The organism is Bacillus sp. SLBN-46 (assembly GCF_031453555.1).
In the GTDB taxonomy this organism is placed as follows: domain Bacteria; phylum Bacillota; class Bacilli; order Bacillales; family Cytobacillaceae; genus Neobacillus.
This window is the reverse complement of the sequence record NZ_JAVIZM010000001.1, coordinates 1,352,669-1,376,221: the sequence shown is the minus strand read 5'-3', so window position 1 is coordinate 1,376,221 and position 23,553 is coordinate 1,352,669. Positions and strand designations below refer to the sequence as shown.

Below are 23,553 nucleotides of genomic sequence, written 5' to 3'. Positions count from 1 at the left end.
TTGTAGTATTCTAAGGAGAGTGAGGTGTTGATTGAATGAATAAAATATCATTTAAAATAGGCTTGCTTTTCTTCTTAGCCATTTTTCTACTAGAAACGATTTCGATGTTCTTTTTGCATAATAATATTATTCATTCCCGCGTGCATGAGGAGCTGTCTGCACTCCAGACCAGGGGGAATAACCATCGGGAAGTATTAGAGGCTTCATTTCATGATGAAACAATTAGACATATTGCTATGATGGAAGCCCAGACAGATACACAAGTAATCCTTACGAAGCCAGATGGATCCATTTATATGTCATCAAATAAAGTAACAGATGAAATGAAGCAAATTCTCCGTGATACACCGAAGAAGATACCACATGAAGGACTTATCTTAGAAGACAATTGGAAAAATGCTACGTATATTGCTTCAATTAGTCCTGTTGTCATTGATCAACAGATTAATGGCTATGTATACATGTTTCAAAATACACAAAAAATTAAAAACTTAATCTCCGGACTTAACCAGCATTTTCTGCTTGCCGGACTGCTTTCTCTTTTATTTATGATTATCATCATTGTGTTTTTGACCAAAGTGGTCACGCTTCCGCTAATTAAAATGAGTGAGGCGACCAAACGAATCAGTAAAGGTGACCTCAGCGTCTCTTTGCCAAAGTTGGGGAAAGACGAAATCGGGGATCTGGGGGAGTCCATTAAAGTCTTAGCGAGTGATCTAGAAATTTTAAAGAATGAACGAAATGAATTCCTGGCAAGTATTTCACACGAGCTGCGAACGCCATTAACTTATATTAAGGGCTATGCAGATATCGCTCGACGTAAGGAAACGAATGAACAGGAGCGGAAACAGTATTTAGACATCATCCATGAAGAGTCACTGAAGTTATCTAACCTGGTAAAGGAACTTTTTAATTTGGCGAAAATGGATGAAAATTCGTTTTCTATTGAAAAAGAAGAGGTTCATCTACGTCCCTATTTCCAAGGAATCATTGAAAAAGTTTCTCCGGCACTGAAAGAACAGCATATGGACCTTTTTCTTGATTGCCCGAATGATCTTTATTTATCGATTGACCCAATCAGATTTGAACAGGTCATTCTAAATCTGCTGGATAATGCACGGAAATATTCGGAGCCTCATAGCTTAATTAGAGTTGATGCAAAACAAATTAGTGGAAAAATTCATATACGAGTACAAGATGAAGGGAAAGGTATTCCTGAAGAGGATTTACCTCGCATCTTTGAACGCTTCTACCGTGTGGATAAATCAAGAACCCGTGCACTTGGCGGCTCGGGGCTTGGACTAGCTATTGTAAAACAATTGGTCGAGGCGCACGGTGGTACCGTGGAGGTAAAGAGCAGCACGAATAAAGGAACAACATTTGAGATTGTTCTTTAAATTAAAACTCCTTATCGCAGTATTCGATAAGGAGTTTTGTTATTTATTCGGTCTTCTTTTTCACTTCGTCTGTTAATTCCTCAATGCTTTTTCTCACATTGCCTTTACCTGAATAGTTTTCAATTAGTTCTTTCACATCAATGCCGCTTGAAGCCTTTAAGGATTCCTGAAGGCTCGCCATTAGATTCGTTGCGTAGCTGGTGATTTTATTGGCACCGCCGTTTTCACCTGAGCCACCGCCCGTGTCCACGACCGTAATTTTATCGATATTAGATAATGGAGCAGCCACTTGCTTCGCATATTCTGGAAGCATTTTAATGACCATATCCAAGATTGCCGCTTGCCCGAATTGCTCGAACGCTTCGGCAATTTTTTCTTTCGCTTCTGCTTCTGCCAAACCTTTTAAGCGGATAATTTCTGCTTCCGTGGAACCCTGGGCCTTTTGTGCTTCTGCTTTCGCCAAACCGTCTAAGCGGATTCGCTCTGCTTCCGCCTTCGCCATAGCTTCAATACGGTACTTATTTGCTTCTGCCTCCGCCATTTGCTTCGCTTTATCCGCTGCTGCTGATTGCTCAACGGAGTAACGGTCTGCATCGGCCTTTTTCTTCACTTCAGAATCATATTGGCGTTCGCGACGCTGAATTTCTTTTTCTTCTAGTTCGATTTGCTTTTGTCTTTCGATGATCTTGATTTGCATTTCTTGCTCCATTACCTCTTGCTTCGAACGTGCACTTTCAAGATCATACGCTTGGTCGGCACGGGCTTTGGCTATATCTTGCTCACGGCGGAAATCAGCAACTTTCAGCTGATTCGTTTTCTCTGCTTCAGCGATTTCAGTTGCGCGCTCTAGTTCACTGCGTTTTGCTTCCTTAGCGGCTTCCGCTTTTTTAATCCGTGTTTCTTTCTCTGCCTCGGCCGTAGCAATATCAGCATCCCTTTTTACTTGTGCAATACGCGGCTTACCAAGTGAGTCAAGGTAGCCATTTTTATCACGAACATCTTTAATAGTGAACGAGACAATGACTAACCCCATTTTCGCTAGATCCTGTGATGCTACCCTTTGGACCTCCTGCGAAAATTTGTCACGGTTTTTATAAATTTCTTCTACCGTCATAGAGCCAAGAATCGACCGTAGATGCCCCTCAAGAACTTCTCTTGCTTCGTTTTCGCGGTCTTCCTTCGGCTTGCCAAGAAACTGCTCAGCAGCCGTCGCGATTTCACTAATAGAACCGCCAATTTTAATAATCGCGACACCATCCGCCATAACCGGCACACCTTGCTCTGTATAGACCTCAGGAGTGGTTACCTCGAGTTTACTTGAAAGCAAGCTAATCGGCTTTGCTTGTTGGAATACTGGTAAAATAAAACTACCTCCGCCGCGGATAATCTTGATTTTGTTTCCTGATTCGTCGACATGCACACTCCCGTTACCGAGGAAGCTACCTGTTATGATAAGTGCTTCGTCAGGTCCAGCTGTTCTATACTTTGTGATAAAAACGCCAATTAAAGCAATAAGAATAAGTGCGACAATACCGATAATAATCCAAATAATACTAAATTCCATTTCTTAAAACCCCCTCTAAATAAAACTCTCTAATTCTTGATGAACAGTGACTTCAAGTACCCCATTTTTCACCTGCACGACAAGTACAGTTGTGCCATTCGGGATTTGCTCTCCATCAAAGCTTGATGCCGGTTTGGCAATTCTTCCACTTGTGCTATCAATCATTACTTCCCCAAAGCCATCCACAGGGATAGGTGTGATCACGGTCCCTATTCGTCCCCTTAAATCTGAATCTTTGTAGACCAGAGACTCCTCCGCAGAGGATAAAGGTACGAGGACAAATACATTTAATAAGGTGACGATCATAAAAGCGGCAACTGCCGAGATTCCTATAATAAGTAAATAATGTAGGGATGATAGCTTTTCAAACAAATAACCGCTTGCTGATAAGACCGTAATAAAGGCAAAAATCAAGACAGGATTGAGAAAGTGAAGTCCCCCATCTCCCGCTCCGTGGAAATGAAACACATCCGCAAACAAGACATACACAACAGTTAATACACCCGAAATGATCAAGCCATACAAATAAATGGTTTCTAAAGGAATGCTAAAAGGTTCCAAAGGCATCAGTCCCTTCTTATGTAGGTACCTTATTTACGGTTAATTTATGGAAAAAGTTTCATTTTTCTTCAAATATTTACCTAATAATTATAAATTCAACATTGGAACTGAGTATCCTGCAGTAGGATGAGGAGATATTATGAACAATCTTAGCTGGTGATTTTGCGATTGGCTCATTTTTAGGAAACATTGGCTTATATTTGGGGTGGATTGGCTCATTTTTGTGGGAGATTGGCTCATTTTTGTAGGAGATTGGCTCATTTTCAAAGGGTAATGGCTATTTTTCCAAATACTAGAAATATCAACAACAAAAAGTGCCATAGCTCCTCGAGCTACAGCACCTTACTGAATCATATTCAAAAACTTCCTCGTTCGTTCTTCTTTCGGCTGGGTGAAGATGACCTCTGGCTTGTCTCTTTCGACCACTACACCCTGGTCCATAAAAATGACCTCATCCGCCGCTTCACGGGCAAAGCGCATTTCGTGGGTGACTACAATCATCGTCATGCCTTCTGCGGCAAGATCCTTCATAACCTTTAATACTTCACCAACAAGCTCCGGGTCAAGCGCCGATGTCGGTTCATCAAACAGCATCACTTCTGGCTCCATCGCCAGAGCCCTGGCAATCCCGACGCGCTGCTGCTGGCCGCCTGAAAGCTGTGCAGGGTAATAGTCCACCTTATCCCCAAGTCCAACCTTCTCTAATAGTGATAGGGCTTTATTTCGAGCAGCCTCTTTACTTTCCCCCTTCACCACCACTGGTCCTTCCATCACATTCTCAAGGGCGGTTTTATGTGGGAAAAGATTATAGTTTTGAAACACCATTCCCGTTAATCGTCGGAACGTGGAAATATTTTTTTTCGCAACTGGTTTTGAAAAATCAAGACTCTGACCTTCGATGGAAATGATCCCATTTGTAGGAGTTTCGAGCACATTTAAGCAACGAAGCATGGTCGTTTTTCCGGAACCGGACGGCCCGATGACAACCACCACTTTTCCCTTCTCCACCTCAAGGTCAATTCCTTTTAACACTTCTAATTGACCGAACTGTTTATATAGACCTTTAATTGAAATCATCGTAAAACTCCCCTTTTTCCGTTAATCCCATGCTAAGCTCCATATCGGTCCAGTCTTCTTTCCATAAAACCTTGAAGGACGGATAGGAAAAAGCAAATGACCCAATAGAGGAGTGCCGCTTCGGAATAGACCAATAAAAATTCATAATTGGTTGAAGCAATCTCCTGAGCGCGGCGAAACATCTCAGTTACGAGCACAAGTGAAGCAAGTGATGTATCCTTTACAAGACTGATAAAGGTATTCGATAAGGGAGGAATGGAAACTTTGGCTGCCTGTGGAAGAATAATTCTTCTTAATGCTTGCGTATAGGACATACCAATGGAATATCCCGCTTCCCACTGCCCTTTCGGAATAGATAGAATCGCTGCCCGGATGATTTCTGATGCATATGCACCAACACTGAGCGAAAATCCAATGACCGCAGAAATAAAAGGATCAAGGGTAACACCAAGATTAGGAAGGCCATAAAAAATAATAAATAATTGCACTAACAACGGTGTTCCTCGGATTGCAGAAACATAGACCCTAGCAATACTTTGCAATACCTTTACATGAGAAATCCTAGCTAATGCTGTCAGCACAGCCAAGATTAAACCGCAAATAAAGCTAACAATAGTCAACGGTATCGTATTTAAAATAGCTCCCTCCAGCATAGGCTGAAGGGAACTTTTTGCTATATCAAATAACTTTTGTGCTCTTTCTGGGTCAGTAAAAATACTATTTAAGTACATCTTCACCAAACCATTTCTCTGAGATTTTTTTATACGTACCATCATCGATGATATCTTTTAATGCCTTATTCACTTCATCCACAAGCGTATCGCTTTTCTTTCTAAACATAAATCCGCTAGTTGAAGCATCTTCACTAGTTGCAGCGACCTTAACCGGTGCATCTGGCTTACTCTTTTTAAAATCTAGGAATGTTAGCTTATCATTGATGGTTACATCAACACGTTTTTGAGCAAGCAGTTCAACCGCTTGTTGGAAGCCTTCTACACCAACAATATTAGCTCCCAGTTTTTTCGCCATATCTGCATAGTTACTAGTCAATGACTGGGCAGAGTTTAATCCTTTAATATCTTCAAAGGCTTTTACCTTATCATTGTCCTTGCTTACGATTAATACGGCAGATGACGTAATGTACGGATCAGAGAAATCATATTTTTCCTGACGGTCTGGGCGAATCCCTACTTGGTTTGCAATCATATCAAAACGCTTGGCATCCAGTCCGGCGAACATCGCATCCCACTGCGTCTCTTTAAATTCTGCTTTCACTCCGAGGCGTTTGGCTACTTCTTGAGCAAGCTCCACATCAAATCCAGTTAAATTTCCACTTGTATCATGGAAGGTAAAAGGTGGATAGGTACCCTCAGTACCAATAGTAATCGTTCCATCATCTTTGATTTTTTTCAATAAGTCCCCGTCAGCTTTTTCAGCTGTCTTTTTATCTGAATCCTTTTTATCTTTATCAGCTTTCTCGTCTTTACCACATGCTGATAGAACAAACATGAAGCTTAATAAAAGTGCAAATAGTACAGTTAACTTTTTCAACCTTAAAACCCCCCTAATTCTGATAGTTATTGTAGGATTTAATTATCATATTACATCTATTCCTATCTGTCAAAAGAAATAATTGATAGGAACCAAAATTATTTTGCCCTTTTTATATAAAAAAAACCTATCAGAGAATCCCTGATAGGTTAGTTCATTATGCGGCCTTTTGTTGCGCCTTATTCGTCCTTGTCTTTTTCAAGAGTGGTCCGTAGAATAAGATTCCACTTGCTAATAGAATCATTCCGTACATGAATGTTTTCATATCAGCTGTACCTGCGATGATGACCCATACCGAATAAATCGTCGAAAGGAGAGCAATGATTCCATCTCCTACTCTTGATCGATCCCCTTTATAGGTATCTCCTGTAATAACTAATTTCAACTGATAGACAGATGAGATAAAGTATGGAACTAAATACGATAAAGTGGCAATGACAATAACAAAATCAAATGCACCTGAGATTGATTTTGAAATCGTAGAGAAAATGAACAATTGACCTAAACCGTTTGAAACAATCATTGAAAAGACTGGTATGCCTTTTTTATTTTCTTTTAAGAAAGCCGGAAGGAACAAGCCCTGTTTTGCTGCTTGATACGGAACCTCTGCACTTAACATTAACCAACCAATCGTTGATCCAAATAAGCTGATTAGTCCCACTGCTGCTAAAACTTTCCCACCAATTGGTCCTAGTACAGTAGAAATCGCATCAATTAATGGCTTATCCGAGTGAATAAGTGTGTTTTGGTCTAACATCCCCATCACTAATGTACTGATTCCGACGTATATTCCAAGCGCAATAAATAATCCAAGTATTGTCGCACGTTTGACGTCTGTCTGTTTTCTCGCACGTGAGGCAAAAACGACTGCTGATTCCACACCAATAAATGCCCATAAGGTATTAACTGCTGCGTTGTTAATTTGCTTCATCATACTAATCGAGTGACCAGCGTCATCGAGTCTTTCTGCCATGAATGGAAGCATGTTACTTTTTTCAAAAGCAAACAAACCAACGATAATAAATAAGATAAATCCAGCAACCTTTGCAGCAGTAGCTAAAAAGTTTAATTTACCGGCACTTTCCATCCCGCGAAGGATAATTGTATGCGTTCCCCATAATAGAACGGAACATACGATAAAGGTTAAACCATTCCCCACCTTAAGTGTAAAGTTACCAATGGTGAACCAGTCTGCCTGGCTTGTTAAAATTGGGAAAAAGGTAGATAAGTAACCAGCGAAAGTAGTAATCATGGCTACATTCCCTGCTAAGTTCCCAATCCAATAACCCCAAGTAGACATAAACCCTGATAAAGTAGATGCATGTGAACCTTGTTTAAACAAATCTTTTGCATATATTTGCGGTCCGCCTTGTAATTTAGGTTTACGTACCGCCAAGTTTCCGAATACGAGCGCAGTCATTAATACACCAAGACCAGTTACAAGCCATGCAGCAATAACGCCAGCAGGACTTGCTGATTCTGATAAAGAACGTGGAAGCATAAAAATACCCGAACCAACCATGTTACCAACAACCAGTGCAGTTAGTACCCAAAAACCTAACTTATTTGCTTTCCCCATGCTGTGAACACCTCTCCGATGTAATGTATATTTTTATTGTGCAATAATGTTTGAAGTCGACAATTCATTGTATAAATATTAATCAACGGTTTCTAATATAGGATGAATCAGACTTTATGTCAATAGAAAATTTTATCTTAGTAAAGTGTTAAATAGTTAAAAACACCAAAAAAAATAGTAAGTAATCAAACGTCGTGATCACATTACTATTTGAATTTGCTCTATAGAACAATTCCCATTATATCTTCAATTTGTTGTTAATTAAATATGAGGTTAATGGAAAATAGGATAGTTTTCGCCATTATATCCATTTCATCATTTTCTGCACTTCTTCATCATTATCTTCCTCATCAAATACTTCTTCTACCATCTTCCGATTTGAAAAATAAAAACTCTTTAGGATGAAATAGAAACCAAGTGTTTTAAAAATATGGCCCAAAAAATTATCCAGGTCAAATACACTTTGGTAGATTGTAAAAACTAGCTCGGTTAACAGTAAGTAAACAAAAGCAAGCGCCAGCGCAAGTGTCGCTTCACTTTTTTCTAGATGATATTGATACAATGTCCTAATTAAAGAGACAAAAAGAATAAAACTGATCCCATATTCGATTCCATTTTTCAAAAGTGTGGTTCCTTTACCTTCTACCATCAGGATAGGCAAGTTTTTTTCATAATAAATAATCAAGAAGCAGGTCGTTAGTGCAACAATTATTCCAGCTAGTAAAGTCAGCGGGCGGTAATCCCTTGATAATTTTCGCTCAGGAATGAATAGGGTAGCTAAAATGAATAGTGACTGAAAGATTCGTGCAGAAACCCAAAACCAGGTGGCTTTCGCGACAGAGCTTTCAGTAAAAAAATAAGGCATCCCCTTAAAGGATAAGGTGTGGAGCAGGTCAAGTGTCCCTACTATAAAGAATGTAAAAGATAAGAGGAGCATTCGACTGGACTGATTCTTCTCAAAGCTTTTCAATCCATACAAAAGTATAGCTGCAGAAATAGCGATGCTAAAGCTCTCTAAAAGCGTATGAAATCCAACATAATTCGCCGGATTATAAAAGACAGCAATTTGCGCTTGAAACACATGAATAAACATTAATAAAACGATGGCCAAAATCGAGAATATTAGAAATCTCCCTTCCGTTATTTTCACACCGGTTACACCTCCTTTGACATCTTGTTTACTTTATTATAAAAGCAGTTGACTACAAATGACTGTCATACATGTAGCTGTTTTATGAATTTTACAAAAAAAAGAGACTGCCGGATCATGCAGCCTCTCTCTTGGTTTATTTCCACCAGTCGTCAAACATAGTAGCAGGCATCTGACGCTTGTGCTCCGTCATGAGATACCGTTTTTCCACTTTTTCAGCCACTTCTTTGGAGACAGGTTTCCCCTCTAAATAATCATCCAGTTCATCATAAGTAATCCCTAATTCTGTTTCATCTGCCTGACCAGGTTTTTGATCGAGGAGGTCTGCCGTTGGAACTTTTAAATAGAGGCGCTCATCTGCACCAAGTTCTTTTAGCAAGGCCTTCCCTTGGCGTTTGCTTAATCCAGTCAATGGCAGGATGTCCGCTCCTCCGTCCCCATACTTGGTATAAAAACCCGTCACTGCTTCTGCTGCATGATCGGTCCCAATAACAAGCAGTCCCTCCATACCGCCGATTGCATATTGGGCAATCATTCTCATTCTCGCTTTTACATTTCCTTTATGATAATCACTTAATGGATCCCCATCAATGCTAGCGTTATATTCATTTTGAACTTCGTCCACGGCTACTTTTATATTAAAAACAAGCTCTCGGTCTGCACGGATAAATGTTAATGAACGCTGTGCATCCTCCTCATCCTTTTGCACGCCATATGGAAGACGAACGGCAATAAATAAAGCATCCTTTCCTTCACTACGCAATTCTTCCACTGCCAACTGTGCTAATCTTCCAGCGAGTGTAGAATCTTGACCACCGCTAATCCCTAGTACATATCCCTTAGCCTTGGTTTTTAGCAGGTAATTTTTCAAAAAGTCGATTCTCTTACGAATCTCCTCTTTTGGTTCAATGTTCGGAGTAACATGTAAATCCTTCATAATTTGTGCCTGTAAATCCATTGATAGTACCTCCTGACCAGATATTGATATATGTAATGTACCACAACTACGTCTCATTCGCTTATTATTTAACTGCTTGTTCTAGGTATGCGGACAATCATCTTTCATTTTTAAAAATAAAATAAAAATAGGACGGTGATGAGCATGTCGTTTTCAATAAATATCGACTATTTTAAAGTAAATTCTATTAATAATAATGCAAATATTAATGTAGGGCCAACAGTTCAAGACAGTAATACGGCAAATAGTAAACAAGTTGGCTGTACGATTAACTTTGGTGACCACTGTACGATTGTTTCCAAACATGTATTCCAAAGTGTAAGCAAGGATTTTGAAGAAAACAAATAATTCCACATCAAAGGGCATTAGGTTTATAATCTATTACTATCGTGGCCATACTAACAAAAAATATGCCCATGGCCATCTACTAAGTATATTGTAGGGGTGCAAAAGTGTGGAGTGATGATAATGGAATCAAAGACTTGTAATGAATCTAGAGTAGTAAGAACGAGTAGAATTTTCCCTAATGATGTCAATAACCATAATACGTTGTTTGGCGGCAAGTTAATCAGTGATATTGATATGATTGCTTCGATTTCAGCGGTTAGACATTCCCGGGCTGAATGCGTAACGGCGTCGATTGATTCGGTCGATTTCCTCAGTCCAATTACGCCGAAGGATTCCGTTTGCATTGAAACGTTTGTTTCCTATACTGGAACCTCGTCAATGGAGATTTTCGTCAAAGTTATCGCCGAAAATCTGATGTCAGGTGATAGAAAAATTGCAGCCACCGCCTTTTTAACGTTTGTTGCGTTAGATGACAATGGTAAGCCAACGAAGGTCCCCGCTATTATTCCTGAGACAGAGGAAGAGAAGAAGCTATTTGAAACGGGGAAAGATCGGGCGGAAAAGCGGAAGGAACATCGAAAGAGCAGTAAGGAACTGGCCGGGGTTTTTACAACAAACAAGCCGTGGGAATAATAAAATGAGGTTGACTCATAAGGGGTCTGACCCCACTGTAAAAACAATATCTAGACCTAGATTATTCTAAGTTTTAACTAGATATTGAATCGTGGGGTCTGACACCTTGCTTTTGAGTCAGCCTCATTTCATTAATTGTCTTTATTCAGTACCTAATTCACTCTTACTTTTCCAGGTCATGACTCCATCTTCTTCATCAATCTCGATCGTTACATCCACGACCCCTTTTTCAGCCATAATTTTTTCTTCTAAACGGTCCTTAATATCATCGGCAGCTGCCACAGTTAATTTCGGATCCACTTCAATTTCCAATTCAACGTGAAGGTCTTCTCCCTCTTTGATGACCGTAATCCCTTGAATATCCTTCACATCAGGGTCAGCCATAACAAGTGCTCCTATTTTATTCTCCATCTCTTCATCTGCTTGTCCTATGACACCTGCAGCATTATCTAAAAACACCTTACCCACCACGAAAAACATCATCGCCCCAATGACCATAGAAGCGATTCCCTCTAGTTGGTGCAAATCAGTGTAATGAGAAATTACAACCGCAATAATCGCTAACAAACCACCCAATGTTGCAACCAAATCCTCCATGAACACAAGCTTTGTGGCAGGTTTCGCTCTACCCAAATTAGCAAAGCTTTTTCCAAACACACTTAGACCGCTTGCCTCCACCTCAATTTCATGCAAGATTTCCTTCATCGCCTTAAACAGGACAAACGTTTCCAAAAGCGTTGCAACTGCAAGCACGATAATATTAATGGCGAAACCACCAGACTCGGTTGGATGTACCACATGGTGATAGCCTTCTTTTATTGTTTCAAAGGCCATGATTCCAACAATTAGGACAGCGCCTAAAAGGACAAGATTGACTAAACGGCCAAATCCATTTGGATATTTTTCTGTCGGTGCCTTTTTACTTAAAGCGGAGCCGATAAAAACAAAGAACTGATTGGCGGCATCCCCTAAACTGTGCATCGTTTCAGCAAACATGGCGACATTTCCAGTATACATAAAGGCTACACCTTTAATAATTGAAATGACCGTATTAATAATAGCTGCCAGCATGGCTGACTTATTTCCACGCTTTAATAATTGAACTATTTCTCCCATCGTATCCTCTTTTCTTTGCTAAAGTATGTACTCTTACTATTTTCAAAAATAACATATTTCATGATAAATAACTTTTTGGACCTTTCAGGAAAAGGAAATTTTTTAAAATTGATGTTATTATGGAGAAAAATGACAGGAAGTTGAGGTCGCTATATGAAATTAGATGAATTAATGCAAAAGCTCGAGGAACTGGGGTCAGAACAAACAAAGAAAACATTTATGAATCATGGTGCAAAGGGAACTTTCTTCGGTGTGAAAGTCGGAGATTTAAAAAAGCTTGTAAAATACGTGAAAAAGGATCAGGAATTAGCGTTAACACTTTACAACACAGGTAATCATGACGCTATGTATTTAGCAGGGCTCTCTGTAAATCCCAAGCTAATGGAAAAAGAAACGCTTCAGGAATGGGTGAAGAATGCCAACTGGTACATGCTTGCGGAATATACGGTGGCAAGCGTGGCGGCTGAAAGTAATTATGCCTTGGAACTGGCAAGGGAATGGATGAGATCAGAAGTAGAAATGACCTCGGTTGCCGGGTGGAGTACATATTCTAATTATTTATCGATTACACCTGATGAAAAGCTGGACCTTGCGGAAATACGCACGCTCTTGAAACAGGTTGAAACAACGATCCACTCAGAAAAGAATCGTGTCCGCTATGTGATGAATAATTTTGTCATTTGTGTTGGAGCATATGTTTTGGATCTTTACGAAGAAGCAATCCGGGTTGCCGGGGTTATTGGGAAAGTCCATGTAGATGTTGGAAACACTGCTTGTAAGGTACCACTGGCTACCGATTATATTAAAAAAATCGAGCAGCGTGATAAAATTGGGGTCAAGAAGAAGACTTGTATCTGTTAAGTGGAGTGGGAATTTTTAAAAAAGCGAGCTAAAGTCGATGTAGACACTTTTTCGATGAAAAATGAGCAAAAAAATCAAATTAAAAAGGGTCGCGTAGCTTTATAATTCTACGCGACCCAATGTTCCAACTATTGAACCATCCCTAACACTAAATACAAGCGCTCATTTCTTGTATTTTGCTCGTCCGCCGTTGCTAAATCATACTTTTTCAGCAAATGGAACACTTCGTTTAAAAGCTCCTGCGAATGCTCACCTGCAAAGAACTGATTAAATAGAGGCTTCATGTCCTCCGGTAAAAATTCAGCCTGAGACTCGTACTTACTTTTCACATCTTCCTGTGAATGGTTCAACTTACACTCGCCCAACATACATCCTCCTCAATGCTACATCATACCCCTAGCATATCAGAAAATAGGATAAATAAAAAAGCCCACACAAGGGCTTTTTTACGTCTTCTTCGTTTCGGTCACTTCCAGAACATCCAATAGGAAGACGAACACCGGAATTCCGATAATCAGTCCCCATATACCAAAAAAGTGCTCAGAAAAAATCAAGACAATAAACGTGTAGAAAACAGGAAGATTCGTTTTTGAACTCATTAAATTAGGATTTAAGATATAAGCTTCCACACCATGAATGATCATAATGGCAATACCCACATACAATACCTTCATCATACCGCCTATACTGTAGGCAATAATGACAAGCGGAATAAGTGAAATAATGACACCTGCCACAGGGATTAATCCCAATATGAAAATCATAATGGACAATCCGCCTAATTGCGGAAAATCAAGCAGCCATAGTGAAATCGTCGTTAAAGTACAGTTAACCACGGCAATAATTAATTGTGCCTCAATTACTTTACCAAAAGTACGAACAAATTTCTGAGCGAAGAATTCAATTTCCGCATAAAATGGTGCAATTTTACTCGTCTTGAATTTCTTCGTAAATTCGATTAAGCGTGGTTTTTCTAATAAGAAAAATAAACTCATTAATAAAGCTAACAGCACTTGTAACGTAATTTTACTAATGTCAGTAAAGTATTTTAATACAAACTGAAAACCTTGTTCCAGATAACTAGAAATCTGAATTTCTTCAATTCGCTTGACGACGTAATTTAAAAAGATATTATCATGCTTTGATGTGTAAAAAGCGGTTAGCTGCTTAATTAACGCCGTAATCTCACCGGCAATCATTGGCAGGTACATCACCAAACCATAGGATAGCAACCCGACAATACACGCATACGATGTAACCACAATCAATTTACGATTGAGAGGTATTTTTCTCTCAATGAATTGAACTAACCGATCCATTAGAAAGGTAAAAATAAACGTAAGTAAGATTAAATTAATCATCGATTGCATCGCATACAAAACGAGTGCAATTAGGAAAAAAATTGATATTCTCTTAAAACCACTGCTGTTCAAAATTTTATTTATCATAGGAAATTATCGGACCCCATTATTTATACTATTAACTGCATGTTAATTATATCAAACCCTGAAGCATTTTGTCCTAACTAAATGTTATCTTACCGTAAATTGAACCGGCGTCATAGAGCTATCGATCGCTTTCCCTTCGTATCCCTGTTTACTTAAATAGTCAAGTAAGGCTGGTAAATGAGCCAGCGTTTCCTTTCTTTCGTGCATAAGAATGACGATCGGACCATTATGGTTAGCTAACTTTGCTAATTGTTGTTTGACACTCTCGACATAGCGTGCATCTTTATAATACCAATCTTTGCTGTCAATATTCCAATCCCACATTAAGTAGCCATTATCCGTAACCGCTTTCCGGTACTCTGCAGTCATGCCTGGTACACTGCCATAAGGTGTTCTCATAATATACGAATCGACTCCTGAGACTTCTTTCAATGTATTTCGATTTTGATTTAATTCATTAATAACGGAAGTGGCAGACGCATAGAACACCTTTTTATCATGGGAGACACTATGAAGTGCCACTGTCTCTCCAGATTGGACCATCAATTTTACCGCGTTTGGATATCTTCTTATATTCCCATCAATCATAAAGAAGGTCGCTTTGTAGTGAAATTTTTCTAAAAGCGTGATAATTTCCCCAGAAAACGCAGCTGGACCATCATCGAATGTTAAGTATATCGTTTTCTTACCTGCTGCCGACGGCTGTGCATTAGCTGGTTTCGTTTCCGTTGATGGCGGTTTGGTTGTTTCTTGGTCTTTTGTTGTTGTAGGCTGTGTTGAAGGCTGTGTAGTGGCAGTATCAGTAGTTGTTTTTTCCGGAGCCTTAGTTGCCTCTCGCTCTTGTTTATTTCTCCCAACCATCGCTTGCTCTTGTTTCTTGTGAATCATTTCTTTCTCAATCCGTAAATCATTGGTATTCTGAACAATAGTTTCTGAGGTTTGACCAGGATGATTCATAAATTCATTTTTTTCTTGAGTAATAGGTTTACTGGCAGCTTTTGCCTTAAAATAGTTGTTCACAAATACCCCTGCAAACAAGAACCCAATTGCAAAAATGACAATAACTATTGTCCCTTTGGTCCATCCTTGCTTTTGATCCCCCATGTTTCATTACCCTCTTTGATGTTTTATGTCTTTCTTTATTATAGACGAAGCTTCCCCTGAATTGTTACTATTCTATTAAAATTATTACAATTCTATTAAAATATAATTTCTATTTCAATGCACCCAGATTTCCCCATTTCTTATATACCCCACTTTTTACCAATCTATTATAACAGGTTAAGTTGAACAATGTACCAGGGGATAAAAAATAAATCAGAAATTTCTAAAAGAAGGACAGGCAAATTCGCCTATGAACTGACATACATATCATTGAACGGGATTTTCTAACCAGACGGAATTCCTCTTAATTTTGGCTTATGGAGGTGAAGTTAGTGTCAGGTGGGCAAAAAGCACTCTTTTATATCTTATCTATACTTATTCCTGTGGTCGGGATCGTTTTAGGAATTATTTGGATGAACGATCAAGATCCAGAAAAGAAAGCTGTCGGAAAAACCTGTTTATACATTGCTTTGGGTATGATCGTATTGAGCTGTATCTGTTGGTTCGCTCTTTCTGCCTTCTCCTTTTTACCGTTTATGTCGGGGTATTAAAATACAGAAGAAGAACCCAATTCCTGTTGTGAGAATTGGGTTCTTCCTATAGGGGTGATAATTATTGTTACACGAACTATTGGATTTCTTCGGAAGAGCCATATGCCACCAGTTAGAGGATCGGTCACTCTACATATCAGGGGAAACACTCTCCGTTTGCGCCCGAGACACAGGTATTTATATTGGAATCTTTTCCTCACTCACGTATTTACATTTCTCTAAAAGAAAGTCAAAAATCACCATACCTACAATTAAAGTAAGCTTCTTTCTTCTATTATTAATGGTCCCCATGATGGTTGACGGTCTAGGCTCCTATTTGCATTGGTTTGAAAGTGACAATATCAAACGATTGGTGTCAGGCACCAGCTTTGGTTTTGTTTTGCCCTATTTTCTTTATCCTTTGCTTTCTTCAAAGTCTCTTGAGAGTGATAGTGAGCCTTGTGTGAAGGGAAACTGGGATTTGATTGTGCCGATGATTCTAAGTGTAATCATTAGTGTTGTCGTGTACTGGGGAATGGTCCCCTATTATGCTATTAATAGTTTTATTATTGTTACTATTATTATTTGGTTTAGTATGTTTGCTTCTGTACTTTTTCAGTGGGTACACAACCATCGGTTAAGAAGGATTACTTCAACTTTTATTGGTTTATGCATTCTTATATTTCTATCCAATTTACATTTGTGGGTACTATAATCAATTACACCAAACAGAAAAACATGAGTTATAAAACAAAGGGTAGATGAACTCAAAAAAGTTCATCTTTTTTTATATTTTTTCAATAACATATATAGTTTGTTCACCATTTATACATACCAATCCCCATCAATTACCAATATGATATTAGTATAGATACCTATAGAAAGAGAGTTAGGGCCGATGATGAATAAACAGATGCGGTTACAGATGATTACGGAGCTTATTTCTGATCAGGAGGTAAAGACACAGGAAGAACTGGGGCAATTGCTTTTAGAGAACGGACTGCCGGTTACTCAAGCAACCATCTCGAGAGACATCCGGGAGCTGAAACTGGTCAAGGTTCCTTCCAAGGATGGCAGTCTGAAGTATAGCTTTAAAGTAGATCATGGCCATTTAATTACGGAGAAGTTTCGCCACAAACTGAAGGATGCACTGATTAGCATTGAGGTAATTAACTATTTTATTATCATCAAGACACTTCCTGGTCATGCCCATTCATTTGGGGCCTTGCTGGATTCCATGGACCTGGAGGGAAAAGCAGGAACCATTTGTGGAAATGATACTTGTTTAATTATTTGCCGCACTCCTCAAGAGGCGCAACGAATGGAAGAGCAACTGGAAGTTTATCAAAAGTAAGGCTAAAACCATACACACGCCAAAGGAGTGATAGGATGATCAACTCATACGTGGAAAAGATGGATGTGCTTTCTGATTTACAACAAATTGAACTATTAAAATGTCTTCCAGTAAAAACACTAAAAAAATATCTCCCTTACTTCTATTTTCGCTCCTACAAGAAAAATCAACTCCTCTTTATGCAGGGAGACCCGCGCGATAAAATCTTTTTTTTACTAGACGGATATGTCATGTATGAACGCAGCAGCCAGGATGGCAGCATGCTTTATTTAGACTTTATTAAAAAGAATCAAATGTTTCCCTACGGGGGCATCTTTCAGGATCATGTGTACCAGGACACGGCCATTGCTGTCACGGACGTTCATTTGTACTTTATTCAAACCCACGTTGTGGAAGAACTATTGAAAGCTAATCCTAAACAACTACTCTATATTATCTCTAAACTATCAGACATTCTAAATCTTCATCAAAAACGCGTCCAAAAAATTCTCATTCCTAACGCACAGGAACGCGTGCTGCATTCGCTCCAGTTCTTAATGGAGGACCTGGGCGAAAAGGATGGCGCAGGAATCATCATCCCCTGCCCTCTCACGGCCACAAACATTTCTAAACTATCTGGAACCACACGGGAAACCGTTAGTTTACTAATGAATCAATTAAAACGAGAGAACATCCTCTCCGTTACCGGAAAAAAAATAACCATTCATCAACCTGATTATTTTAAAAGCATATAAAAAGGCTGACTCCACGAGGGTCAGCCCTTTTTGTTGGCTCCAATAAGTTTTCTTAATATTAGAACTTTATCTGTGAACGATCTTTGTCATTCAGCCATTATTCAGCATATTAGATTCGAGAAAATCGATTTCCATGTATATATACATAAATATGCAAACCCGTTTATGTGATCGACAAAAAACTGTAAGGATTATTACATTTTGTTTGTTATGAAGCTTACAAAGGCAATCACTTTCAATGCTTAGAATGAAGGTGTAGCAAGGATTCTATCAAAAGGAGGAAGAAAGATGAGCAGTATAGCCGAAATCACTTCTCAGAGGGAAATAAAGACAAAATTAAAGCACCCGATCCATGTTACATCTGAAATCGGAACGTTACGCTCGGTGTTGCTGAAACGGCCTGGAAAAGAAGTTGAAAATTTGACGCCTGAATATCTGCAGCGGCTTTTATTCGATGATATTCCTTATTTGCCAATTATCCAGCGCGAGCATGACTATTTTGCCGAATCCTTAAAAAATCGAGGAATCGAAGTTCTTTATCTCGAAAAATTGGTGGTTGAAACCTTAAGTAATCCCATCATAAAAGGACAATTTGTTGACGATATTTTACGAGAAAGTAAAGCGAATGTGAACGGAGCCTCTCGCGTGCTAAAAGAATACCTACTCTCTTTTTCCACAGCAGATATGGTGGATAAGGTGATGAGTGGGATTTTAAAGAGAGAAATTGAGCCCGAGAAAAAGTCTCACCTTTATGAATTCATGGAGGATCACTATCCCTTCTATTTAGATCCAATGCCAAATTTATATTTCACCCGTGACCCCGCAGCTTGTATTAGCAATGGCTTATCCATCAATAAAATGCGTGAACCGGCAAGGCGCCGCGAGTCCTTATTTATGCAATACATCATTAAATACCACCCACGATTTGCTGGACATGACGTACCAATTTGGTTAGACCGTGACTTTGAGTTTTCGATTGAAGGTGGCGATGAATTGATTCTTAGTGAGGAAGTAGTGGCCATTGGTGTATCCGCCCGCACCTCTGCCCGTGCGATTGAAAAACTGGCCCTTAACCTCTTTAAGAAGCAGGATTCAATAAAAAAAGTGGTTGCCGTGGAAATTCCAAAGTGCCGCGCCTTTATGCATCTTGATACGGTGTTTACAATGGTCGATTACGATAAATTCACTATCCATCCTGAAATCCAAGGGCCTCAAGGTAATATGAATGTGTATATTCTTGAAAAAGGCAGTGATGACGAACGCTGTACCATCACACACCGGACAAATCTCCAGGAAACATTGAAAGAGGTTTTACATTTAGAAGAGCTTGTCTTAATCCCTTGCGGCGGCGGAGATGAGATTGCTGCCTCCCGTGAGCAATGGAATGATGGCTCGAACACACTAGCGATTGCACCAGGAATTGTGGTCACCTATGACCGCAATTATATTAGCAATGATTTGTTACGCCAGCATGGAATTGAAGTACTCGAAATCACCAGTTCAGAACTATCCCGTGGCCGCGGCGGCCCACGATGTATGAGCATGCCGCTCGTACGTGAAGATATACGACGTTAATTTTTAAATAAAAGGAGACGATTTTGATGTTAGTAACTGTCCCACAATTACATGGAAGAAGCTTTCTTGCAGAAAAGGATTTTACAAAAGAAGAGTTTGTTTATCTCATTGATTTGGCTTTCAAACTAAAGGATGAGAAAAAGCATGGCATTCCCCACCGCCACCTAGAAGGAAAAAACATCGCGCTACTTTTTGAAAAACCGTCTACTCGTACCCGTTGTGCCTTCACAGTAGCCTGCGTGGACCTTGGTGCCCATCCTGAATATCTAGGAAAAGATGATATCCAGCTGGGTAAAAAAGAATCAATTGAAGATACTGCAAAAGTGTTGGGCAGGATGTTTGACGGCATTGAGTTCCGTGGCTTTGATCATAAAAAGGTAGAGATGTTAGCAGAGCATTCCGGTGTGCCTGTCTGGAATGGGTTAACGGATCGCTGGCATCCAACGCAAACACTTGCTGACTTTTTAACAGTAAAAGAAAACTTTGGCCGCTTAGAAGGAATTAAATTCGTGTATGTTGGTGACGGTAGAAATAATGTGGCCAACAGTTTGCTCGTTGGGGGTGCACTTGTAGGAATGGATGTGCGCATCTGCACACCTGAATCGTTGTTCCCAGAACCTGAGGTCATTGAACTGGCTCAAAAATTCGCTGAAGAGTCAGGTGGTCGAGTAACGGTCACGAGCAATGTAGAAGAAGGAGTGGCGGGTGCTGACGCCATCTATACAGATGTTTGGGTTTCCATGGGGGAAGAAGATAAATTTACTGAACGGATTGCTCTACTGTCGCCTTATCAAGTAACAATGGACATGATTAAGAAAACAGGCAATGACAAAGTGATTTTCCTACACTGCCTCCCTGCCTTCCACGATCTTGAAACCAGTTATGGCAAGGATATTTACGAGAAACATGGAATGCCAGAAATGGAAGTGACTGATGAAGTCTTCCGCAGCGAGCATTCCAAAGTATTCGACCAAGCGGAAAACAGAATGCACACCATCAAGGCGGTAATGGCTGCGACACTTGGACATTTAGAATAAGCGGTTAGGAGTTGGGTGTCAGGCACCCTCCTCCTCCCTTTTTATCAAACGAATGGAGGAAAAACATGAATCAGATCTCCGAACAACTCATTTCTGAGCTGCAAAAGATAGAAGGTAAGTTTCACCATGCATTAAAGCAGCTGGTTGATATCCCTAGTGTAATCAGTGAACAGGAGGATGGTTTTCCTTTTGGAAAAAATATTGATTTAGCTTTGAAAAAGACAGTAGAAATCTGTGAAGAGCTTGGATTCCGGACGTATGTTGATCCGAAAGGTTATTACGGGTACGCCGAAATTGGTGACAGTGAAGAAATGATTGGCGTTCTCGGCCATCTGGATGTGGTACCCGCTGGCAAGCTGGAAGATTGGCATACTCCTCCCTTCGATGCAACCATCATAGAAGGCAAAATGTACGGCAGAGGAACACAGGATGATAAAGGACCGACACTGGCTGCCCTTTTTGCCACGAAAGCGTTAATGAATCTCGATGTTTCTTTTAACAAAAGAATTCGGTTTATCTTCGGGACAGATGAAGAAACACTATGGCGCTGCATGAACCGTTATTGTGAGCTCGAGGAAATTCCCAGCATGGGCTTTACTCCCGACTCTACCTTTCCGTTGGTTTACGCCGAGAAGGGCTTGCTGCAGTTTCATTTAGAAGGAAATAACGAAACCAACCTCCGATTACAAGCGGGCAATGCCTTTAATGCGGTGCCTGACACCGCAAGATATGCCGGAGAAAAGCTAGAGGAATTACGATCTGTTCTTGAGGAATTAGAGTTTGATTACGAAGTGGCTGAAGGTAGTATCGTGGTCCTTGGAAAGGCCGTTCATGCCCAAGTTGCGGAAAAAGGAATCAATGCAATTAGCAGGCTATTGCTGGGGTTGAAAAAGATTGGCGTCACCTCAAAAACAATTGAGTTTATTAACGGCCTAATTAAAGAAGATCCGTTTGCAACCAGCATTTTTGGTAACTGTGAAGATGAGCCATCAGGTAAGTTAAAGTTCAATGTCGGGAAAATAGAGTTAACGGAGGAAATTGAGCGGTTATCCATTGATATTCGGATTCCAGTGACCGCCGCTAAACAAGAAATCGTGAACCAGGTCTCACAAGCTGCAAAGGAATATGGATTAACCTACAAAGAATTTGACTATCTAAAATCGATTTATTTACCAAAGGATTCATTGCTAATCAAAACCTTAATGAACGTTTACCAGGAAGTAACCGGGGATACCGTTTCCGAACCGATTTCTTCTGGTGGTGCCACCTATGCTAGAGCCATGGAAAACTTCGTGGCCTATGGAGCGATTTTTCCAAAGCAAGCCAAAACCGAGCATCAGCCGAATGAACATATTGAATTAGACAAAATGTTTACAGCGATGTTGATTTACGCAAAAGCCATCTACGAATTAACTCGATAGGTATGCCATTTGACTAATGGAGGAATACTCATGAAAAAGTTCAAGATGCCTACCGCATATACGTTATTATTCTTGATTATTGTTGTAATTGCTGCCTTCACCTGGATCATTCCAGGTGGACATTATGATACAAAAGTGGATAAAGCAACGGAAAAAGAAATTCCTGTCTCCGGAACCTACCAGCAGCTGCCAAGTGACGAACAGACACCTCAAGGGGTGTGGGAGGTTTTAAATGCACCGATCAACGGCTTTTTCGATGCGAAGGATATTGCATTGTTCGTTTTAGTGATTGGCGGTTTCTTAGGAGTGGTGATGAAGACGGGTGCGATTGACGCCGGGATTACTCGGGTCATACGAAAGCTAAAGGGGCGAGAGCAGTGGCTGATTCCGATCCTTATGGTTCTATTCGCAATTGGTGGTTCCACCTACGGAATGGCAGAGGAAACCATCGCGTTTTACCCCATCCTCATTCCAGTACTAATAGCAGCCGGCTATGACGCTTTAACCGCTGTCTCGATTATCGCCCTTGGTGCAGGGGTTGGTTGTTTAGGATCCACCGTTAACCCGTTTGCTACGGGCATCGCTTCTGGATTTGCCGGAATATCAATTGGAGATGGGATGGGACTTCGCCTCATCATCCTTGCAGTCACGCTTATTTTCACAATCATTTTCGTCATGCGTTATGCAAAAAAAGTAAAGGCAGACCCATCTAAATCATTGATTGCCCAGATGAAAACAGAAAATGAACAGCACTTTTTATCACAGAAAACAGAAGAAGTAACATTTACTGGCCGTCATAAGGCAGTGCTTACGGTGTTTGGTTTAACCTTTGTTGTCATGATTTTAGGGGTAATTCCTTGGGCTTATAAATTTAATATTACTATTTTCGAAGATTTCACTAAGGCTGTAGCAAAAATTCCATTCATTAGGAAATTACTCGGCGGGATCCTTCCGCTTGGCGACTGGTGGTTTGGCGAGTTAACGATGTTATTCCTAACCTCCTCCATCATTATTGCTTTTATTTATAGAATGAAAGAATCTGAGTTTACTAGCACGTTTGTGAATGGGGCGAGAGATTTGTTAGGCGTTGCCCTCATCATTGGCATCTCTCGCGGAATTACCGTTGTCATGGATGCTGGTGGTATGACTGCGACCGTGCTTCATTGGGGCGAGGGAGTGCTGGATAACATGGGCTCTGTCCTTTTCACCAATCTATCATTCTTGTTCTATTTGCCGCTTTCCTTTCTTGTGCCATCGACTTCCGGTCTCGCCACTTTATCGATGCCGATTATGGCTCCGTTGGCTGATTTCGCCGGAGTTGGCAGACATTTAGTGATTACGGCGTACCAAAGTGCGTCAGGGGTGGTCAATTTATTAACACCTACAAGTGCAGTAATTATGGGTGCACTTGCGATTGCAAGGGTTCCATATAGCACCTACCTCAAACATGTGTGGAAATTAGTTTTGTCACTTTCTGTAATTGTGATGGTGATTTTGAGTATTGCCACCATGATGAGTTAATCGTTTATAAGGGCCATTTTTCAAAAAGAAGAGG

General features: G+C 40.1%; 24 protein-coding genes. 12 read left to right on the top strand and 12 right to left on the bottom strand.

The annotated features are described in order from the left end of the window. Positions 1 to 35 precede the first annotated feature (35 nt). Positions 36 to 1,397, top strand: a complete 1,362-nt coding sequence (locus QFZ87_RS06905) for a sensor histidine kinase (protein WP_309859483.1) — start codon at positions 36 to 38, stop codon at positions 1,395 to 1,397. A 43-nt stretch (positions 1,398 to 1,440) separates the two neighbouring features. On the opposite strand, the gene QFZ87_RS06900 is transcribed toward QFZ87_RS06905, so the two are convergent. The 8 genes from QFZ87_RS06900 to nadE all read right to left on the bottom strand — a co-directional run bounded on the left by QFZ87_RS06900 (position 1,441) and on the right by nadE (position 9,837). Further along, complete coding sequence (locus QFZ87_RS06900; RefSeq protein ID WP_309859481.1) at positions 1,441 to 2,961, bottom strand: flotillin lipid rafts scaffold protein FloT; 1,521 nt, start codon at positions 2,959 to 2,961, stop codon at positions 1,441 to 1,443. A gap of 15 nt (positions 2,962 to 2,976) precedes the next feature. Beyond that, positions 2,977 to 3,522, bottom strand: coding sequence for an NfeD family protein (locus QFZ87_RS06895; RefSeq protein ID WP_309867683.1), 546 nt, complete (start codon positions 3,520 to 3,522; stop codon positions 2,977 to 2,979). Positions 3,523 to 3,864: 342 nt separating this feature from the next. Continuing rightward, a complete protein-coding gene (locus QFZ87_RS06890) occupies positions 3,865 to 4,599 on the bottom strand; it encodes an amino acid ABC transporter ATP-binding protein (RefSeq protein WP_309859479.1) in 735 nt (244 codons plus the stop codon). A 32-nt stretch (positions 4,600 to 4,631) separates the two neighbouring features. Beyond that, on the bottom strand, positions 4,632 to 5,330 hold the full coding sequence (locus QFZ87_RS06885) for an amino acid ABC transporter permease (protein ID WP_309859476.1): 699 nt from the start codon (positions 5,328 to 5,330) through the stop codon (positions 4,632 to 4,634). Beyond that, positions 5,317 to 6,150 carry an amino acid ABC transporter substrate-binding protein gene (locus QFZ87_RS06880; protein ID WP_309859473.1) on the bottom strand — a complete coding sequence of 278 codons (834 nt, stop codon included), beginning with the start codon at positions 6,148 to 6,150 and terminating at the stop codon, positions 5,317 to 5,319. The genes QFZ87_RS06885 and QFZ87_RS06880 overlap by 14 nt, the downstream gene beginning before the upstream one ends. A gap of 157 nt (positions 6,151 to 6,307) precedes the next feature. Then, positions 6,308 to 7,729 (bottom strand): amino acid permease, encoded by a 1,422-nt coding sequence (locus QFZ87_RS06875; RefSeq protein WP_309859470.1) that lies wholly within the window; start codon positions 7,727 to 7,729, stop codon positions 6,308 to 6,310. A 301-nt stretch (positions 7,730 to 8,030) separates the two neighbouring features. Beyond that, positions 8,031 to 8,879, bottom strand: coding sequence for a membrane-associated sensor domain-containing protein (locus QFZ87_RS06870; protein ID WP_309859468.1), 849 nt, complete (start codon positions 8,877 to 8,879; stop codon positions 8,031 to 8,033). A 136-nt stretch (positions 8,880 to 9,015) separates the two neighbouring features. Next, positions 9,016 to 9,837 (bottom strand): ammonia-dependent NAD(+) synthetase, encoded by an 822-nt coding sequence (gene nadE / locus QFZ87_RS06865; RefSeq protein ID WP_309859465.1) that lies wholly within the window; start codon positions 9,835 to 9,837, stop codon positions 9,016 to 9,018. A gap of 138 nt (positions 9,838 to 9,975) precedes the next feature. Between nadE and QFZ87_RS06860 the strand changes: the two genes are divergently transcribed. After that, complete coding sequence (locus QFZ87_RS06860) at positions 9,976 to 10,185, top strand: spore germination protein (RefSeq protein ID WP_309859462.1); 210 nt, start codon at positions 9,976 to 9,978, stop codon at positions 10,183 to 10,185. Positions 10,186 to 10,305: 120 nt separating this feature from the next. Further along, complete coding sequence (locus QFZ87_RS06855) at positions 10,306 to 10,818, top strand: acyl-CoA thioesterase (RefSeq protein ID WP_309859459.1); 513 nt, start codon at positions 10,306 to 10,308, stop codon at positions 10,816 to 10,818. 141 nt (positions 10,819 to 10,959) lie between these two features. On the opposite strand, the gene QFZ87_RS06850 is transcribed toward QFZ87_RS06855, so the two are convergent. Beyond that, positions 10,960 to 11,934, bottom strand: coding sequence for a cation diffusion facilitator family transporter (locus tag QFZ87_RS06850; protein WP_309859456.1), 975 nt, complete (start codon positions 11,932 to 11,934; stop codon positions 10,960 to 10,962). Positions 11,935 to 12,087: 153 nt separating this feature from the next. Here QFZ87_RS06850 and QFZ87_RS06845 point away from each other — a divergent pair, with 153 nt between their 5' ends. Beyond that, entirely contained in the window at positions 12,088 to 12,795 is a 708-nt protein-coding gene (locus QFZ87_RS06845; protein WP_309859453.1) for a DNA alkylation repair protein, read from the top strand. Positions 12,796 to 12,923: 128 nt separating this feature from the next. Here QFZ87_RS06845 and QFZ87_RS06840 read toward each other — a convergent pair whose 3' ends face one another. From QFZ87_RS06840 to QFZ87_RS06830, 3 genes are all read right to left on the bottom strand, one after another. After that, complete coding sequence (locus QFZ87_RS06840; RefSeq protein ID WP_396133900.1) at positions 12,924 to 13,163, bottom strand: hypothetical protein; 240 nt, start codon at positions 13,161 to 13,163, stop codon at positions 12,924 to 12,926. A 78-nt stretch (positions 13,164 to 13,241) separates the two neighbouring features. Then, positions 13,242 to 14,243: an AI-2E family transporter gene (locus QFZ87_RS06835; protein WP_309859450.1), complete on the bottom strand. Its 1,002-nt coding sequence runs from the start codon at positions 14,241 to 14,243 to the stop codon at positions 13,242 to 13,244. An 84-nt stretch (positions 14,244 to 14,327) separates the two neighbouring features. Continuing rightward, on the bottom strand, positions 14,328 to 15,347 hold the full coding sequence (locus QFZ87_RS06830; protein ID WP_309859447.1) for a polysaccharide deacetylase family protein: 1,020 nt from the start codon (positions 15,345 to 15,347) through the stop codon (positions 14,328 to 14,330). A 332-nt stretch (positions 15,348 to 15,679) separates the two neighbouring features. Here QFZ87_RS06830 and QFZ87_RS06825 point away from each other — a divergent pair, with 332 nt between their 5' ends. The 8 genes from QFZ87_RS06825 (at position 15,680) to QFZ87_RS06790 (ending at position 23,519) form a co-directional block, all read left to right on the top strand. Further along, entirely contained in the window at positions 15,680 to 15,898 is a 219-nt protein-coding gene (locus tag QFZ87_RS06825; protein ID WP_308082580.1) for a hypothetical protein, read from the top strand. A 64-nt stretch (positions 15,899 to 15,962) separates the two neighbouring features. Continuing rightward, on the top strand, positions 15,963 to 16,592 hold the full coding sequence (locus QFZ87_RS06820; protein ID WP_309859443.1) for a DUF2085 domain-containing protein: 630 nt from the start codon (positions 15,963 to 15,965) through the stop codon (positions 16,590 to 16,592). Positions 16,593 to 16,775: 183 nt separating this feature from the next. Further along, positions 16,776 to 17,231 (top strand): arginine repressor, encoded by a 456-nt coding sequence (gene argR, locus QFZ87_RS06815; RefSeq protein WP_309859441.1) that lies wholly within the window; start codon positions 16,776 to 16,778, stop codon positions 17,229 to 17,231. A gap of 35 nt (positions 17,232 to 17,266) precedes the next feature. Beyond that, the gene (locus QFZ87_RS06810) at positions 17,267 to 17,965 is read left to right on the top strand and encodes a Crp/Fnr family transcriptional regulator (RefSeq protein WP_309859438.1); all 699 of its coding nucleotides are present in this window, start codon (positions 17,267 to 17,269) and stop codon (positions 17,963 to 17,965) included. Positions 17,966 to 18,253: 288 nt separating this feature from the next. Continuing rightward, positions 18,254 to 19,540: an arginine deiminase gene (gene arcA, locus QFZ87_RS06805; RefSeq protein WP_309859435.1), complete on the top strand. Its 1,287-nt coding sequence runs from the start codon at positions 18,254 to 18,256 to the stop codon at positions 19,538 to 19,540. Between the two features lie 26 nt (positions 19,541 to 19,566). Next, positions 19,567 to 20,577: an ornithine carbamoyltransferase gene (gene argF, locus QFZ87_RS06800; RefSeq protein ID WP_309859432.1), complete on the top strand. Its 1,011-nt coding sequence runs from the start codon at positions 19,567 to 19,569 to the stop codon at positions 20,575 to 20,577. Between the two features lie 65 nt (positions 20,578 to 20,642). Then, a complete protein-coding gene (locus QFZ87_RS06795; protein ID WP_309859430.1) occupies positions 20,643 to 21,998 on the top strand; it encodes a M20 family metallopeptidase in 1,356 nt (451 codons plus the stop codon). 30 nt (positions 21,999 to 22,028) lie between these two features. After that, positions 22,029 to 23,519 carry a YfcC family protein gene (locus QFZ87_RS06790; protein ID WP_309859427.1) on the top strand — a complete coding sequence of 497 codons (1,491 nt, stop codon included), beginning with the start codon at positions 22,029 to 22,031 and terminating at the stop codon, positions 23,517 to 23,519. The last annotated feature ends 34 nt before the right edge of the window (positions 23,520 to 23,553 follow it).